Genomic DNA, 17,013 nt, shown 5'->3' with positions numbered 1-17,013 from the left:
AGCGCGCATGTCCGGCTTGAGCCAAAACAAATGCATTTACAAATCCTCACTGGCCCGGATCACAGGTGGTTGATATAGTGCGCGCCACCATGTGGTGTCTGTTATGTAATACCTGTAGGTAATGTCTACCCGCATTATTTTCCCCTTACTCTTCCCTGCTTTCCGAGGTATCCGCCTGCGGCGGAATCAGTGTTTTTATGTCTGCTCCTGAAATCAACCTGCCCCTTACCCCATCACAACCCCTGCCCGGGTTTGCTGAACAACTATCGACCCGGCTAGCATTTTTAATTACCGGCCTGGCGATGTCAGCCTGGGCGCCGCTGGTTCCTTTTGCCCAGGCGCGCCTGAATGCGAATGAAGCAACCCTCGGCGGACTCTTGCTGTGCCTGGGTGGCGGCTCCCTGCTGGCCATGCCGGTCACCGGCCCATTCGTAAATCGCTTTGGCTGTCAAAAAGTGATTACCGCCACCCTGTTACTCATGTGCGGCAGCCTGGTTTTCCTCGCCATTTCCTCCAGCGTACTCACCATGGCATTAACACTCCTGGTATTCGGTATCGCCCTGGGCGCCACGGATGTCGCTATGAATATCCAGGCGGTGATTGTGGAAAAAGCCAGCGGCCGCAGCATGATGTCCGGCTTCCATGGTTTTTACAGCCTGGGTGGAATTTTTGGCGCCCTGGTGATCAGTGGCTTACTCTGGCTCCAGCTGTCGCCATTACAGGCATTGCTGATTGTGGCTGCGGTATTACTGTTGATGCTGGTATACGCAGCCCCCAAGCTCCTGCCCTACGGCAATGTCACCCTGGGTGAACCCGAGCCCTTTTTTGTTCGCCCGCGCGGTAAGGTCCTGCTGTTGGGAGCGCTCTGTTTTATTGTGTTCCTGGCGGAAGGCTCCGTGCTGGATTGGAGCGCCGTTTTCCTCACCAATGTGCGCCAGGTAGACCCGGTGCACGCCGGTTTGGGCTTCGCTTGTTTCTCGGTGGCCATGACCATTGCGCGCCTGACCGGGGACAAGATTGTGCAGGCCCTGGGCGGCAAACGCATTTTGCTGTGGGGCGGCCTCTGCGCTGCCAGCGGATTCCTCCTGGTGATACTCCTGCCCTACACCTGGCTTGCCTACCTGGGCTTTACCCTGGTCGGCCTGGGAGCCTCTAACATTGTGCCGGTGTTATTCACGGCGGCCGGCAAGCAAACCAGTATGCCCATGGGCCTGGCAATTTCCGCTGTGGTCAGTATGGGGTATGCCGGCCTGCTCGCAGGTCCGGCGTTGATTGGCTTTGTTGCTGAATTGAGCAGTTTGCAGGTGTCTTTTGGATTGGTTGCGGCGGGCTTGTTGCTATTGGCCGGTTGCTCAACACGAGCCACCAGCCAGGCAGAATAACGGCTTGTGGATTAGCGCGAAAACACCACCGTCTTATTACCGTTCAACAGCACCCGGTGCTCAGCGTGCCAGCGCACGGCGCGGTTGAGCACCACCGCTTCAATATCACGACCGATTTCGGCCATCTCCTCCGGTGAATTAACGTGGGAAACCCGTTCAACCGCCTGCTCGATAATCGGCCCCTCATCCAGGTCTGCCGTTACAAAGTGTGCTGTGGCACCGATCAGTTTTACCCCGCGATCATAGGCCTGGTGATAAGGCTTGGCCCCTTTGAATCCCGGTAAAAAGGAATGATGGATATTAATCGCGCGACCATTGAGTTTATGGCAGAGATCATCGGAAAGAATTTGCATATAACGCGCCAGCACCAGGAAATCCGCTTGCACATCTTGCAGTAATTGCCACACCTGGGCTTCTTGCTGCGGTTTGGTATCAGCAGTAATGGGTAAGTAATGGAACGGCAATTCATACCACTCGGTCAGATCGCGCATCACATTGTGATTGGAAGCCACACCCACAATATCAATCGGCAGCGAACCGTTTTTCCAGCTATTCAACAACGCATTCAGGCAGTGCCCCCACTGGGACACCGCAATCAATACACGCGGCTTGCTCTGGCTATCGAAAATATTCCAATCCATTTTGTACTGCTCACCCAAGGGCTTGAACAGCGAGCGGATCTGGCCAAGATTGTAGCCATCGGGGCATTCAAAGACGGTGCGCATAAAAAAGCGATTGCGCTCTACATCCTCAAATTGCGAGGACTCCCGGATATTAAAACCCAGGGTAGCAAACAGGGTAGCAACGGCAGCCACAAGGCCTTTGGAATCCTGGCAACTAAAGGTAAGGACAATTTCCTTAACAGCGGACATAGCAAGTTCTCTTTCAGTGAATCCGGGGGATCGACGCACAGGGCGTATATGGGCTGCAATGAAGCACAAAAATCACTTCATTTTCAAGTGAATAGCTTATAAATCCCCCTGGATCCCCCGGAACTGGCCAAATATCAATCAGCCTTGCTGGCCATGCCCGATTTATTGCCCCCCAATCGATAATTCACCCAGCCTGTTGTCGACCTGCAGGCCACATCGACCTGAACCAGCCTAACTTCGCCATCATCAACAACCCCAGCACCAACAGCCCGGTACCGCCAGGTTCCGGAAGGCTATAGAAAAACGTCAAATCTTTCCCCTACAGATTCTCCAGGATCAAGCGATTCATTCTGGTGCAATGCCTGGTAAACAGGCATTAAATGCCGGTTAATCTGTGCGGTTTGCTGCTCATCAAAAACACTGTGTTTTTGCTGCACATCTGCCACAAATGCCTGTGCTGGAAATTTTGCGTTAAGTTGCAAACGCTGTTGGATTCGCGCGCAGGTTGCGGCGTCAATGTCCTCACCCCAGGACTGCAGGAGTTGGATAATCGTATGAATATTAAGTTGGGTGTAATCGACCAGTTGAATATCAGTTGACGGCCCTTGTTGTAATACCTCATACATAGCCGTCATCAATCGCTGCAACACCGCAATACGAAATGCCAATATCCCCATACCACAGGTATCAAATACCTTATCAAACACACGCATCGCCGGATCACCCGACATATGGCGCCCTGCCATTTTCTGGTGAGATGCCAATACCTCAACAGGATTGCGCACCAACAATACACAGGGTACCTGCGGAAAGGTTTGGCGAATTAACGCCCAGCGCAACATATCCCAGGCGTTCCATTTAATCACTAATTGTGGCCGATCGGGAAAAGGCGCTGCCTGCAAGTCCACCAAACGCGGCAACAGCCGTTGCTGCTGCGCAGCGTCCAGCGAATCATCGAGCAAAACTTCTGTCAGCAAGGGAGATTCCGAGAGGATTTGTACACTATCCAACTGCACTGCACAGCCGGACAAAAGGGTTGAACCGCAGCGGGACAAGTGAAAAATAAAGCCGCAGGGCTGCCACAGATCCACATCAACAGGCTGTACCAGTACAGCTTCCAAAGATGTTTTAGGCTGCAATATAACATTGAGGATAGATTGGCGATAACGACCGATAGTGTCATCCTGGAAAGGTTCTACCGCTGGCCCCTGAGGCAGGCACCAGTGTAAACAACCCCGGCTTTTTTCGTAGCGATAGGGTAGCCAACAGCCGCGCAGTTGTTCGTATGGAATATCCAGTAGCTGCCGGTTGCACTGGTTTAACTGCGCTAAAAAATGATCATCACTCAGCGCACTTGCCTGAAACCAATCCTTCAAATAACGCAATACCTCTGCGAAGGTTGTTAATGACTGGCAAGCGCGCAACATCTCCGGAGATGTCACCAATGTCCGATAGGCAGGAAAAAGCGTATTCACAAGCCCTGGCCTCCGACATAGGATCTCATTGGCTGTTGTTGCCAGGTACAGTTTCCTGTTTCAATTTTTTCGCGCAACCACTCATTCACAGTGCAATCAATAACCAGGTTGATACGATCGCTCTTAGCGCGATTGTAAACCTCGTGAATCAGATCGGTGTTGATATACCAAAGCTCAGCCTCTGCCATAGGGATGCGCGTGTTCCCCACCAGGAAATCAACCGCCCCACTGTATTGCACAGGCACATGCAGACGGGCTTCCCCGTATTCCATTCCCAAACCGGCATCGCGATGGGGCTTAATTTCTGCACCGGCTTTCAAGCGCATCAGGCGCGCCGACCGTATCGGGCAATGCAATTGCGCCAATACCGATGCTAACGCAGGGCAATCGGATAACACCGGTAAATCAACCCAATCATTGCCCTGTTCTATAGAAAACCCTTGCAAGATAGGATGTGCATCCAGATGTTCACGCAAGCAGCGCAATGGCAATACATCCCAACCGCCCAAGTAATCGCGGCGATTCACATGGTCGACCCAGGATGTCGTGTTATCGCCCAACAGGAATTGCACATCGGCGGTTAACGCCGCCGCATCCAGCGGGAATGCAAGGCGGGAAAAAGCAATGACGGAATTGGCAACACTCACAGGATGGTCCTTATATAGCCGGCATGTCGTAGAGCTATCAAGTATGGTCCAAGTTACCCGCAACGACCATTACTCCAACTAACAGTAGAAGCCGCCTCAAAAATCATCCAACGGCCTGATGCCGCGCTGAAAAGCCAGCGCCGCTACCCATTGACCCGATGTAAACTCCGCTCCCCGCTACTTTTTCGCCTTGCCTGGGTCTCGCTGGCTGATTTTTGAGATGACTTCTTATTCGACACAGCACCGGACAGATAAAACCGCTATAGTAGATCGCTATGGTCAATTTATTCCGGACATAAGATTTAATGACAACACCGACTTCCACATCGCTTCCCGCGCAAGCCTGCGTCCTCTGGTTTACCGGCCTGAGCGGTGCGGGAAAATCCACCACAGCATTGGCAGTACAACAGGCACTCCATGCACATCGCTGTGCCAACTACCTGCTGGATGGTGACCAGTTGCGCCAGGGATTATGCCGCGACCTGGGATTCAGTGCAGAAGCGCGCGAGGAGAATATCCGCCGCATCGGCGAGGTTGCCGCGCTGATGGTTGATGCGGGATTGATTACCCTGGTAGCGGCTATTTCCCCGTTCCAACAGATGCGCGAACAAGTGCGCAAACGCTTTGCACCCGGAAAGTTTGTAGAAATTTTTATCGATGCGCCCCTGGCCGTTTGTGAAGCGCGGGACCCCAAGGGTCTGTATCGCCGCGCCAGGGCCGGAGAGATTCGCGACTTCACTGGAATAGATTCACGCTACGAAGCACCACTGGCGCCAGAGCTGCATATAAAAACCAATCAACTGGCACCGCAACAGGCCGTCGAACAGATTATCCACTACCTGCACCAGCAGCATTATTTAGTCGCCACTGTCACCCATCCGCCAACCACCAGATAAACGCCAGCCCTGCTTACAAAATAACCAGCAATAAAAATGGCAACCCCATAAAGGCGAGCAAGGTGGATACCAATACCATAGCCGCCACTTCCTGCGGATTATGGTTATAGCGCAGTGCGAGTAAATAATTAAAGACCGCAATAGGCATGGCCGATTGCAACAGCACAACACTGCGCGCAACACCGGTCACTTCCAGCAACTCGCAGGCAAGCCATCCCAATAATAATCCGCCCAACATGCGCACCAGGCTAAAAAACACACTGCGCGGTAATGAATGAATCCTGAGCGTTGCCAAAGACACCCCCAGGGCAATCGTCATCAGGGGAATAGCAATATTGCCGAGCAGGTCCAGGGTGTTGCCGATCCAGCGCGGTAACGCCGTCCCTGTCACCAATAACACCACCGCAATCGCCATGGCGTAAATCACTGGCTGGCGGGCAATACTTGCCATGCGCTTCCATAAACTGCCTTCATCTGTTGCAACCACCAATAAACCAACAGTGAAGGTAGCAATCATCATCACCATAAAAGAACCCAGGGCCAGCGCGAGGCCCGTTTGCCCATAGGCAAACAAACACAGGGGTAATCCCATATTGCCGTTGTTGGGGAATACTAGGGGCGGCAAATAGGTAGCAATATCCAGTTTCAGTGCGCGTACCAGACCCCAGCCCAGGATGCCCATGGCCGTCATCACCAGGGCAGTAGCCAGCGCCACCTGGCCAATCACATCCGGCTGTAATTCCACCCTGGCCATGGCACCGATAATCAAGCAGGGCGTACCTATGTTCATCACCAGGCGCGAAATAAAATCCGCCGGAAAATCCTGGCCACTTTTGCCCCAGATAAAGCCGACAGCCACCGAAATCATAATGGGCGCAATAATAGCGAGCAGTTCGCTCAGCATGGCAATAACCACCCCGCGAGATTAGCAAAGGCGTGCATATTACCGGCAGGATACCCGGGATGCTATCGCTGCCATGGAACAGCTCTGCTAAGCTTGCAACAAACCAAGTGAGGTAATACCCATGTCTGCCGAAACCTGGGAATTGTTGAGTTACGCCGTTACCGTAATCGGCTTTCCCCTGGCGATTTTTGTGTTTTTGTTTGAACAGCACAAAGAGCGCGAAAACGAAGATGAAGAGGTTTATCAGCTGCTGTCTGATAACTACCAGGATTTTTTAAAAGTTGCGCTCGACCATCCTGACCTGCGCCTTTTTTCCAACGAAGAGCCGCCCGACCTGACCGACGAACAACAGGAGCGATTGCTGATTATTTTCTCCATGCTGATTTCCCTGTTCGAGCGCGCCTACCTGTTGCTTTACACCAGGGATATGAGCAGTACCCAGGCGCGCCGCTGGCACTCCTGGGAAGACTATATCCAGGAGTGGTGCAACAAACCTTATTTCCGCTCGCGCCTGCCGCGTTTGCTGGTTGGCGAAGATCCGGACTTTGTTGCTTACATTGAAGAAATTGCGCGGGTACATATCCAGCGCCCCAACACCTGATCCACTGCCTAATCTATGCAAAACTCATTATTTGGCGACTCGCCCGCAGCATCACTTCCAACATCTGCCAAGCCGCTAAAAAAATCCGCGCAAACGGTAGAACCAGCGCACCAGGCGCCGACGTTAATCGAGCTGGCACAATCTCTACCCACTCACCTGCGCCTGGGCACTTCATCCTGGAATTATCCCGGCTGGGATAAGTTGGTGTGGGATGGCGACTATTCCGATAGTGTCCTGTCGCGCTATGGACTTACTGCCTATGCCAAACATCCTCTGCTCCGTACAGTAAGTATCGACCGCAGCTTTTATCGCCCACTGAATGTCGCCCAGTTTGCAGAATACGCCTCCCAGGTGGGGCAGGATTTTCGCTTTGTGGTAAAGGCACCCAGCCTGATTACCGACGCCCTGGTGCGCGACGAATCCGGCCGGGGTATGCGCCCTAATGCACACTTCCTCAATGCGGCGGAAGCCGTGCAGATGTTTGTCGAACCCGCCCTGGAAGGACTGGGACACAAACTCGGTGCCCTGGTGTTCCAGATCAGCCCCCTGCCCGGCCACTGGCTGGCACAGATGCCCAGGCTGATCGATCAACTGCACCAATTGCTCGCGGCGCTTCCCGACCTGAAACCCATAGCACCTGACGGAGTAATCGCCGTGGAAGTGCGCGATCCGCACTGGCTAACCCCGCAGTTCGTCGCCGCACTGCGCGCTACCGGAGCCACCTATTGCATGGGGCTGCACGCCAAGATGCCACCCATTGCCGAACAGCTGCCCATCCTGCGCGCGCTCTGGCCGGGGCCCTTAGTCTGCCGCTGGAATTTGAACCCTATCCACGGTGCCTATGGTTACGAGGATGCGCGAGACCTGTATTCCCCTTACGATAAACTGGTTGACCCGGATCTGGAAACCCGTGCAGCCCTGGTACGGGTCATCGCCGGTACAGCCGGGGCGGGCCAAAACGTTTATGTCACCCTGAGCAACAAGGCCGAAGGCTGCGCCCCGTTATCCATTATTGAACTGGCACGCGCTATTCACCAGCCGCCCTAATCCCCAAGAGAGAATTCATCAAGCTGTCGTTGACACCCGGTAAAGCCTACACAACACTTGGTTAGCGATTTTTACCTTACCTTCCCAATATTGATTCTCCGTGATACAGCAAGACTTCCACTACTTTGTATTGATTATTCCCGCCTGCCTGCTGTTGCTGGGCATAGCGTTTGTAATAGGCCGTCTGATGTTGCGCGACCAGGTATTCCTATCCTGGATCGCCGCCGGCTATATATTGTCCGCCCTAGCCCTGGCTGCACAAAGCCTGATGAATAACCAGCAATTAGCACACTGGTCTGTCGTTGCTGCCAGCATTTATCTGTTCAGTATTTGGGCCGTTGCCCATGGCCTGGCGCTACGCAAAGGAGGCACTGCCCACCCTAAAATGGCACTGCTCATCAGTGCTATCACCCTATCCCTGCTGTTTTACTATTCGCAGGTGGTCGATAACCTCTGGTTGCGCATTATTATCGCCAACTCGGGCCTGGGCCTTATCCAGCTCCTGGTAGCCAGGCTGTTCCTGACCAGTGTGGCTACCAAGGACGTGCTGGATAAAACCCTCTCTATTTCCTACCTGGTGATTATTGTTTATACACTCGCCAGGCCTGCGGTTATCGCCATCGGCGTTTCGCCTGCCGATCTTGGTGAGTTAACCCAATCCAACTATTGGCTATTGATGCTCTCAGCCAGCCTCTTGTTAAGCCTGTGGCTCGCACTGCTGGTTATTGCCATTACCGTGCGCGACATCATGCACAAGATGAATGACGAGCGTTACCGCGACTCGCTCACCCATTTATTAAATCGCCGCGGCTTTTTTGAAGCCGCCAAAGATTTTATGGGCAGCGATGCAACCAGCCGCTATTTTTTATTGACCTGCGATATAGACCATTTCAAAAACGTCAATGACAACTGGGGACATCTCGCAGGCGACAAGGTCTTACAAGCCGTCAGCAAGGCGATTATCAAAAATGTGCGCAAAGGCGATTTGGTAGCCAGGTTCGGTGGCGAGGAGTTTGTTATTTTCCTGCGCAGTATCGATATCAACGATGCACGCAAAATTGCCGAGCGCATCCGTGAAGAAATTGAAAATACTACCTATAGCGCCATCCCTATCTGTATTACTGCCAGTTTCGGCCTGGTGGATATAGTGCCCAACCAGGATCTTGTCAGCGCCATTGACCGCGCCGACGCCCTGCTCTACAACGCCAAGCAAAATGGCCGCAACCAGGTGTGCTGGCATTAATTTTCCGGCTCACCTTATTCAAGTAATGTCATCAACAATTCACACAGGCGTCATCCCACTGTAGCCAGGTTGGGTCAGGATCAAGGTTCTGATCAAGTCCCAAAGAGGATAACAATCTGTGCTTTCTTACCTGTTTGGCGGTAGGCCTGCGGCTGTCCGTACTCGCTGTCTTTTCTGTTCACTCCGCATTTCACCATTGGCTTGGTCAGGCGGTGGGCACCTGTGCCCGCTGTATCCCCATGCATCCCGACAATACCCATTGCATTGTGCCTGGCGTGTTTCACCGGGATGTCCCTGCGACATGATCAACAGGAGCATTGAACATGCTTAATCGATTTTCCTTCACCCTCTTGGCAACCGGTTTGCTGGCATCCCAAAGCTTTGCGTTAAGCAACAGCGATTTCGCCAGCCTGGACAGCCGATCCAGTGGCAACCAACACTACAGCACCTCCGCCGGCAAAGGATTTATGCCCGCCTGGATGTTGCTCGGCAGCAACGGCGGCATCATCGAAACCAACGGTGTGCCCGCGGCGACTGACCAGAGTGCATTCCGCTTCCACACCCTGAGCGCCAACTTTGGCGATAACAAACTCGACCAGTGCATTCCACTCGATGCGGGTAAAGACCTGAGCATCAGCTTCCAGGTGCGCACCAATGTCAGCCCGGTCTCCAACGACTTGCGCCTGCGCCTCAACCCGCATTTCTACGCTGATATGGCCACCTGTGAAAAAGACCTGCAAAGCGATGTCACCACCCATCGCCTGACTACCGGCCCGTTGCATAATGCCGACCGCGATGTCCGCCTGGGCTCAGTCAGCGGTATTGCCGCCAACCAATGGAAAACCATCACCGCTGCTACCCATGGCACTACCGGCGCACTGACCCAAAGCGCCGGCGATATCCCCGCCGGTACCCAGGCCATGCGTTTCTCCCTGCGCGGCCGCGATGACTCGGCTTCCGCCTCGCGTTATATCTGGGTAGACGATATCCGGGTTACCCAAACCGGCAGCAGTACCAACCTGATCCGCAACGGCAACTTCGACCATATCGACGTTAACCATTCGGCTTACCTGGTGGGTTCCAGCGGCTGGCGCCTGGATCGCGATGGTGACACCAGCCTGCGCGCCGGTGCCGGTGCCTTACCCTTTGCCAGGAGCGGCAGCAATGCCTTCTATTTCCACCACCTGACCGGCAACTTCGGCAGCAGCAGCCTGGACCAGTGCGTGCCCGTAACCGGCACCAGTGACCTGCGCCCGTCGGTCACCGCAATGAGCCACAGCCCCCATGACCAACTGGGCATCCGTTTGAACGTGGATTTCTACACCAGCAGCAACTGCGGCAGCGGTATCAACAACGGCCTGCAAGTGCGCGAAGACTTTGCCCTGAACAACCTGCCCGGCGAATGGCGTCACCTGGTCACCAGCCAGGTGCGCACAGCAGCATCTCTGAGCAGTATCCAATCCGCCAAAATCAGCGTGCGCGCCCGCGACCGCAGCAATAATGCCAACACCGGCCCCGATGGCTTCCAACGCACCCTGTATGTGGATTCCCTCAACCTGGACGCCACCCTCTCTTGCGCGGCTCCAGCGGAAGTGGGCATGTACGAAGTCAAAGCCTTCCTCAACCCGACAGTGGTACTGAACGGCAGCCAGAAACTGATCAGCAACGTGCGCAACGAATTTGATACCGGCTCGTCCGTGCGGAAATTCATGGTGCACTTCCTGGATACCGACAACCTGGACCTGTTCGACACCGGCTGGAGCATCCGCACCCGCAAACGTGAAGACCAGAGCACCTATCGCCTGCAATACAAAAAACGCTATTCGGTAGGAGCAGGTACCCTGAGCAGCACTCTGCAAACCGCCTACAACCAAGGCATTGATGCCTGCCACGGCAACGAGGTGGAAGTCGACTGGGGTTACAACAACCGCACCCTCAGCTTCCAGCGCAACAACGACCTGACCCTGAGCTTCAGCGGCCTCAACCTGCCCAACCTGGCAGATACCCAAACCATCGCCACCAACAATGCCATCCCATTGCTGGTAAATTGGTCAGCACCTAACTGGGGGCTGGATCAGATTGATGATGCCCGCCTCTACGGCAATGTCTACTTCGAGCGCTACACCGGCGACTTCGATGGACTGGAATTGAATATTGAAATCTGGCACATCCTCAACACTGCCGGCACCGGTTATGAATACCTGGTCGAAGCCTCCTTTAAAACCGCCAATGCCCTGACCGCTGCCAAAAAACGCGCGGACTTGTTCGCCTTGCTGGATAACAAAGGCTGGCTGCTGACGGATTCTGCGCTCAAAACCGAAACCATCATGGAACGCTACTAAGCATGGCCACCTTGCCGGGTGCAACGCCCGGCAAGCGTGTCCCGTAAGTGTCATCAAAACATCACCATAATGTCATTATCATGCGGGGCTGATGCGGGACACTCCGTCCAGCCCCGATTTTCGGCTAAAACATAAATGCCTTCGACTGATACCCCGATATTGCCGCTGAGGATTAGCAACCTCAGCAAAGCCTTTGGCAACCATATCGCCCTCGATAACCTCGACCTGACCCTGGAACCCGGCCAGGTATTAGCCCTGCTCGGCCCTTCCGGCTGCGGCAAGACCACCCTGCTGCGCTGTATTGCCGGCCTGCTTGCAGCGGATAGCGGTGAGATTGTGATTCGCGGCCATACCGTCGCCAGCGGCAAGATTAACCTGCCGCCGGAACAGCGCGGCCTGGGCATGGTGTTTCAGGACTACGCCCTCTGGCCCCACATGACCCTGGCCGAAAACCTCGCTTTTCCTTTGCAAATGAAAAAATTGCCCCGCGCCGAACAGCAGTACCGTATCCGTTGGGCGCTGGAACTGGTGGGCCTTGCGCACCTGGCCGACCGCAGCCCCGGCACCTTGTCCGGCGGCCAGCAGCAACGTATCGCCCTGGCCCGCGCCATAGTCGCGCAACCGGCGCTGTTGCTGATGGACGAGCCACTGTCCAACCTCGATAAAAACCTGCGCGCGCAACTGGCGATTGAAATTCGCACGCTGATTGATGATCTCGGCCTGACCGCAATTTTTGTGACCCATGATCAACACGAAGCCTTTGCGCTGGCCGATAAAGTGGCCGTCATGCATCAAGGACGCATCGCACAACTGGCCTCGCCGGAAGCATTGTTCCATCACCCTGCCACACCGGCGATTGCGGAGTTTTTGGATGCGGGGAGTTTGCTATCCGCGCAGCTTAGCGGTACAGGCTTGCAGATCGGCAGCCACGCTTTTGCGCTGACAACACCTGTTGCAACTCACCGTCATGTACAGATTCTACTGCCACACAATGCACTCTCACTGCAAACCGATGGCCCGTTATACGGCAGGGTACGCAGCCGTATTTACCAGGGCGATTATTACCTGGCGCAAATACAGCTCGATCTGGCGAACAGCGATACCATGATCAAATTGCATTTACAGAACTGCCCCCCAGCCAATACCCATGTGCGACTGACCATCGTCAATCGCTCCCTGCATGCGTGGGATAGCAGTGGTCAGGTTGTGCCATTGGTATTGGCAAATAAGGTTGGGGCGGGAAAGATTTTGGTTGAAGAGGAGTTGGCCTGATGGAGGGAGCTTCGTAGTCCGTTTGGTGTGCGGGACTGTGTTTCGAAAACGCATACATACATCCTTGTAGCTCCCGCAAGCCATCCATGGCTTGCAGGGTTTCGAAACACAGTCCCGCACACCAAACTCACATTGATCCAATCTGACTGATAGCAAAAAATTATGTACAAATTTAACACTCGCACAATGCTAGTTTTGTATCAGGACTTTTAGTTTTGAAACCCTCGCGTCAGGGATGACGCGCGGGAGCTACAGGGAAGTATTTACCGCGTTTTCGAAACTAAAAGTCCTGATACAAAACGACCTACGAAGCGCCTTTACCACCACACGTTAATGACCAAATCCCGAAGAGGACAACACATGCGTAACTTACTTTTTATCATCGTTTTACTGCTCAGCCATGTCAGCACCGCACAAACTCTGACGGTTTACTCCGCCGGTCCCAACGATTTAATCCAGCAACTCGCCCGCGACTTTGAAAAAATCACCGGCACCAAAGTGCAGGTCTTCCAAGGCACCACCGGGCAAATCATGGCGCGCCTGGAAGCCGAGCGCAGCAACCCGGTCGCCGATGTGGTCATCTCCGCCTCCTGGGACTCCGCCCTCGCCCTCAAGCGCGCCGGCGACCTGCTGGAATACAGCCCCAAGGGCGCCGACCAGGTGCCGGATGCCCTGAAAGACACTCACTACATCGCCCAGGGCATCGCCGCCCTGGCGCTGGTGTGGAACAAAAACAGCAACACACCCAGACCCGGCGACTGGGCCGACCTGACCCAACCGGAATACCGCCGCCAAGTCCTGATGCCCGACCCGGCCCAAAGCGGCGCGGCCTTCGAATGGCTGGGCGGGATGCTCACCAGCAAAGGCGAACAGGCCACCTGGGCGCTGCTGACCGAGCTGCGCCGCAACGGCATGGTGGTCTCCGGCCCCAATGCCCGCGCTCTTAACCCGGTGCTGCAAGGCGCCAAGGCCGCCGCCATCGGCGCGGTGGACTATATCGCCTACGGCCAGCAGGCCCGGGGCGAAGCCATCGAGATCATCTTCCCCGCCAGCGGCACGGTCATCGCCCCACGCCCCATGATGATCCTCAACTACAGCCGCCAGCCGGAACAGGCCAAAGCCTTTCTCGACTACCTGCTCTCGGTGGAAGGCCAGACCGCCGTGGCCAACCAGTACCTGATCCCCGCCCGCCGCGATGTGCCCGACCGCCGCCCCGGCCTGCAAGAGCTGACACTGATCAGTTTCGACAGCGAAGCCATGGAAGCGCGCCGGGGCGATATCCTCAGCCAGTTCCGCAAAGTCACCCGTTAAGCAACCATTGAAAAACCCTGGCACGGCAGCCAGCGCGGTGGAAAAACCGACGTTTATACACAACACATGAGCACAGCCTGTTGTGCCACCGCGCTGGCAACACAGGCTGTTTTTCAGAGATTCCTTAACAGGCGGCGCAACATGAACACCCTCTCGACGACCCACAATACCAGCCGGTTTCGCTGGCACACCCTCACCGCCCAAGTGCCCATGGGTATCGCCCTCGCCAGCCTGCTGGTGCTGGTGGGCCTGCCCCTGCTGTTCGTGCTTTTGCAGGTGATCTTCCCCGAACTCACCCGCGGCAGCCTGGCCAATGCCTTCAGCCCGCTGCTGCACAACCTGGCCGACCCGGAACTGCTGGCGTTGACCGGCAACAGCGTGAGGCTAGGCATCGCGGTGGTGATCGTCTCGGCACTGATCGCCGTGCCCCTCGGCGTGCTGCGCGCCCTCACCCGCCTGCCCGGCGCCGCCTGGTGGGATGTGCTCTTGCTGGTGCCCTTTATGATTCCGCCCTACATCGCCGCCCTGGCCTGGGTGATGACCCTGCAAACCAACGGCTTCAGCCAGCAGTTGCTGGGCGTCGCCGGCGACGGGCTGGTGTTCTCTTTCAGCGGCATAGTGCTGGTGATGGCCTTCAATATCTTCCCGGTGATCTACTTCGCCGTATCGCGCACCCTGAGCGCGGTGGGCGGGCGCTATGCCGCCGTGGCCCAGGTGTGCGGCGCCACGCCCTGGACCGCCTTCTGGCGCATCACCCTGCCGCTGTCCCTGCCGGGCCTGGCGGCGGGTCTGCTGCTGGCCTTTGCCCTGAGCATCGAGGAATTCGGCACCCCCGCCACCCTCGGCCCCGCCATCGGCTTCGAAGTGCTGGTCACCGGCATCCACCGCCGCTTCTCCGACTGGCCGCTGGATATGCCCGGCGCCGCCGTGCTCAGCCTGGTCCTGGTGCTGCTGGCGCTGCTCGCCTTCTGGCTGCAACACTGGCTGCTCAACCGCCGCAGCTACGTCAGCCTCACCGGCAAACCCGCGCCCTTCGAAAAAGCCGACCTCGGCCCCTGGCGCTGGCCGGTGCTGGCACTCTTCGCGCTGATGGTGTTCCTGGCCGTGGGCGTGCCCCTGCTGGCCGTGCTGGCCACCGCCAGCACCGACACCCTCTCCGGCGGCTTGCAGTGGAGCAACCTCTCCACCCGCCACTTCACCGCCCTCTTCGCCAACCAGGACGGCGCCCTGGCCGCGCTCGCCACCAGCCTCAGCCTCGCCACCGGCACGGCACTGCTCACCGGCATCCTGGGCGCGCTGATCGCCTACCTGGTGGTGCGCTCTAGCATCAAAGGCAAAAGCTGGCTCGACTTCCTCTCTCTGCTGCCCAACACCCTGCCCGCCATCGTCATCGCCGTGGGCCTGATCCTCGCCTGGAACCAGCCCTTCTGGCCGGTCAACGTCTACAACACCAGCCTGATGCTGCTGCTCGCCTACAGCTGCCTGCTGCTCCCCTACCCGGTGCGCTACACCGGCGCCAGCCTGCGCCAACTGGGCGACAACCTCGAAGCCGCCGCCCGCGTCTGCGGCGCTGGTTTTACCCAAAGCTTTATCCGCATCGTCCTGCCCCTGATCGCCCCCAGCCTGCTGGTGGCCATGCTGATGGTCTTCGCCATCGCCTCCCGCGAACTGGTGGCCTCGCTGATGGTGACCCCGGCGGGGGCTCAGACGGTCTCCACCTTTGTGTTCGGGCAATTTGAGCAGGGGTCACCGGGGGTGGGGATGGCGATGAGTCTGGTGGCGATTTTGACCACTACGGTGTTGTTGGTGGGGTTGACGGGGGTGGGTCGGAGAAGGTTGCCGGGGGTTGGATAGATACCTTATCAATCTCCTTCTTCATCGTTGTGATTAATGGATAAGATCTAGTTGACGATCCAGTGCTTCAAGGCTATTAGCAAATACATAAAAAGCCGGGTAAGAGCCTTTTTTGGATAAAGACACGAGACTTGCTATCCATTTGTCAATAGCAGCAAACGTTCCTGAGTATGAAATGGCATAAATCAGTAAATCACGATCAAAGAAATCGTTCTGTGAATTCTTACGCGTGACATCCAACCCACTGATAGTGAAAACTTCAACAGAAGCTGAAATGGCAGGCGTGAATCGTAAAATATGTTCGATGGCACTTCCATACCTTCTGCTCTTAGGCAGAGTATCAAGTTTTGAAACAATACGAAGCTGATCCTTAACATTCATCGCTAAACGTTTTTTATTGAAAAGTGGGATGACAATATTCTTTGCAATAATCTCTGTCTCAAAACGACGAGCCAAGTCAATTGAATTTCCAGCGTGATCTCTGCGTCGCTTGGAAACGGATGCCATATCATATCTATCAGGAAATGATGGACTGGATTTATCACCAAGCATTCTTACGAATGTCGACAGTCTGATTGACCTGATAGACGAATGTATGAGCGAGTTGATATGTGGTAGCTCAGAGGTGCTACCATCCAATCTATAACCGGGTGCCAAATAACTCATCACGGGACCAAATTTTTGAGCAAGAGAAAGCGGCTTGAATTTTCCAGTGAGCAAATAATGTAAAAAAGAATCTACTTCCAGATCGAATAGTTGCTCCAACGAACGAAACGTCACGTTTTCACTGAGATTTTCCATGAGCTCAGCCGTTCGAAATAAAGATACATCAGACTGCTTGCGCAACTCCCAAATTGTAGATGGAGCTAACGGACAAAATACCTTCTCAGCATCTTTGAGTCTCAGCAGCTTATCTACAACACGGGAGGCTATTTCATCCCGTTGGTCAGACAATCGAATCCAGACGCTAGTATCAAGAAGGAGGATGTGCCGTCGAGATAGAGACTCAAGCAGATGACTGTCCAGCTCAAATGCATGACAGTATTGCTCTCTGTCCTTGGCAAGATGGAGTTTGGGCAACAAGGATTGTGTAATATCAGACATTGCCCCTTCCTTCTTAAGTTTTATGAGCACCTAGATTCACAAAATGTAGAAATTATCGGTGTC

Annotated in this window: 14 protein-coding genes; 9 read left to right on the top strand and 5 right to left on the bottom strand. The window is 55.2% G+C overall.

Translation table 11 applies throughout. The annotated features are described in order from the left end of the window. The first annotated feature begins 197 nt into the window (after positions 1–197). On the top strand, positions 198–1,382 hold the full coding sequence (locus tag CJA_RS07815; RefSeq protein ID WP_012487227.1) for an MFS transporter: 1,185 nt from the start codon (positions 198–200) through the stop codon (positions 1,380–1,382). A gap of 11 nt (positions 1,383–1,393) precedes the next feature. Here CJA_RS07815 and purU read toward each other — a convergent pair whose 3' ends face one another. The 3 genes from purU to CJA_RS07800 all read right to left on the bottom strand — a co-directional run bounded on the left by purU (position 1,394) and on the right by CJA_RS07800 (position 4,376). Continuing rightward, entirely contained in the window at positions 1,394–2,254 is an 861-nt protein-coding gene (purU, locus tag CJA_RS07810) for a formyltetrahydrofolate deformylase (protein WP_012487226.1), read from the bottom strand. Positions 2,255–2,547: 293 nt separating this feature from the next. Then, entirely contained in the window at positions 2,548–3,729 is a 1,182-nt protein-coding gene (locus CJA_RS07805) for a sulfotransferase family protein (protein WP_148208824.1), read from the bottom strand. Then, a complete protein-coding gene (locus tag CJA_RS07800) occupies positions 3,726–4,376 on the bottom strand; it encodes an aspartyl/asparaginyl beta-hydroxylase domain-containing protein (RefSeq protein ID WP_012487224.1) in 651 nt (216 codons plus the stop codon). The genes CJA_RS07805 and CJA_RS07800 overlap by 4 nt, the downstream gene beginning before the upstream one ends. A 305-nt stretch (positions 4,377–4,681) precedes the next feature. On the opposite strand from CJA_RS07800, the gene cysC reads away from it, so the two are divergent. Continuing rightward, positions 4,682–5,272 carry an adenylyl-sulfate kinase gene (gene cysC, locus CJA_RS07795; RefSeq protein WP_012487223.1) on the top strand — a complete coding sequence of 197 codons (591 nt, stop codon included), beginning with the start codon at positions 4,682–4,684 and terminating at the stop codon, positions 5,270–5,272. A 13-nt stretch (positions 5,273–5,285) separates the two neighbouring features. On the opposite strand, the gene CJA_RS07790 is transcribed toward cysC, so the two are convergent. Further along, positions 5,286–6,176, bottom strand: a complete 891-nt coding sequence (locus tag CJA_RS07790; RefSeq protein ID WP_012487222.1) for an AEC family transporter — start codon at positions 6,174–6,176, stop codon at positions 5,286–5,288. A gap of 121 nt (positions 6,177–6,297) precedes the next feature. Between CJA_RS07790 and CJA_RS07785 the strand changes: the two genes are divergently transcribed. From CJA_RS07785 to CJA_RS07755, 7 genes are all read left to right on the top strand, one after another. Beyond that, entirely contained in the window at positions 6,298–6,777 is a 480-nt protein-coding gene (locus CJA_RS07785; protein ID WP_012487221.1) for a hypothetical protein, read from the top strand. 15 nt (positions 6,778–6,792) lie between these two features. Continuing rightward, positions 6,793–7,824, top strand: coding sequence for a DUF72 domain-containing protein (locus CJA_RS07780; protein ID WP_012487220.1), 1,032 nt, complete (start codon positions 6,793–6,795; stop codon positions 7,822–7,824). Positions 7,825–7,924: 100 nt separating this feature from the next. Then, entirely contained in the window at positions 7,925–9,067 is a 1,143-nt protein-coding gene (locus tag CJA_RS07775; protein ID WP_012487219.1) for a GGDEF domain-containing protein, read from the top strand. A 323-nt stretch (positions 9,068–9,390) separates the two neighbouring features. Next, positions 9,391–11,409: a hypothetical protein gene (locus tag CJA_RS18640; protein WP_049765422.1), complete on the top strand. Its 2,019-nt coding sequence runs from the start codon at positions 9,391–9,393 to the stop codon at positions 11,407–11,409. Positions 11,410–11,544: 135 nt separating this feature from the next. Further along, positions 11,545–12,681: an ABC transporter ATP-binding protein gene (locus CJA_RS07765; protein WP_012487216.1), complete on the top strand. Its 1,137-nt coding sequence runs from the start codon at positions 11,545–11,547 to the stop codon at positions 12,679–12,681. Between the two features lie 360 nt (positions 12,682–13,041). Further along, complete coding sequence (locus CJA_RS07760; RefSeq protein ID WP_041551292.1) at positions 13,042–13,992, top strand: ABC transporter substrate-binding protein; 951 nt, start codon at positions 13,042–13,044, stop codon at positions 13,990–13,992. Between the two features lie 141 nt (positions 13,993–14,133). Continuing rightward, the gene (locus tag CJA_RS07755; RefSeq protein WP_162014310.1) at positions 14,134–15,846 is read left to right on the top strand and encodes an ABC transporter permease; all 1,713 of its coding nucleotides are present in this window, start codon (positions 14,134–14,136) and stop codon (positions 15,844–15,846) included. 33 nt (positions 15,847–15,879) lie between these two features. On the opposite strand, the gene CJA_RS07750 is transcribed toward CJA_RS07755, so the two are convergent. Continuing rightward, positions 15,880–16,950 carry a hypothetical protein gene (locus tag CJA_RS07750; RefSeq protein ID WP_012487213.1) on the bottom strand — a complete coding sequence of 357 codons (1,071 nt, stop codon included), beginning with the start codon at positions 16,948–16,950 and terminating at the stop codon, positions 15,880–15,882. Positions 16,951–17,013 lie beyond the last annotated feature (63 nt).

It is taken from the genome of Cellvibrio japonicus Ueda107 (assembly GCF_000019225.1).
Taxonomy (GTDB): Bacteria; Pseudomonadota; Gammaproteobacteria; order Pseudomonadales; family Cellvibrionaceae; genus Cellvibrio; species Cellvibrio japonicus.
Note: the sequence above shows the minus strand (reverse complement) of the source record. Positions and strands in the feature narration are given on the sequence as shown.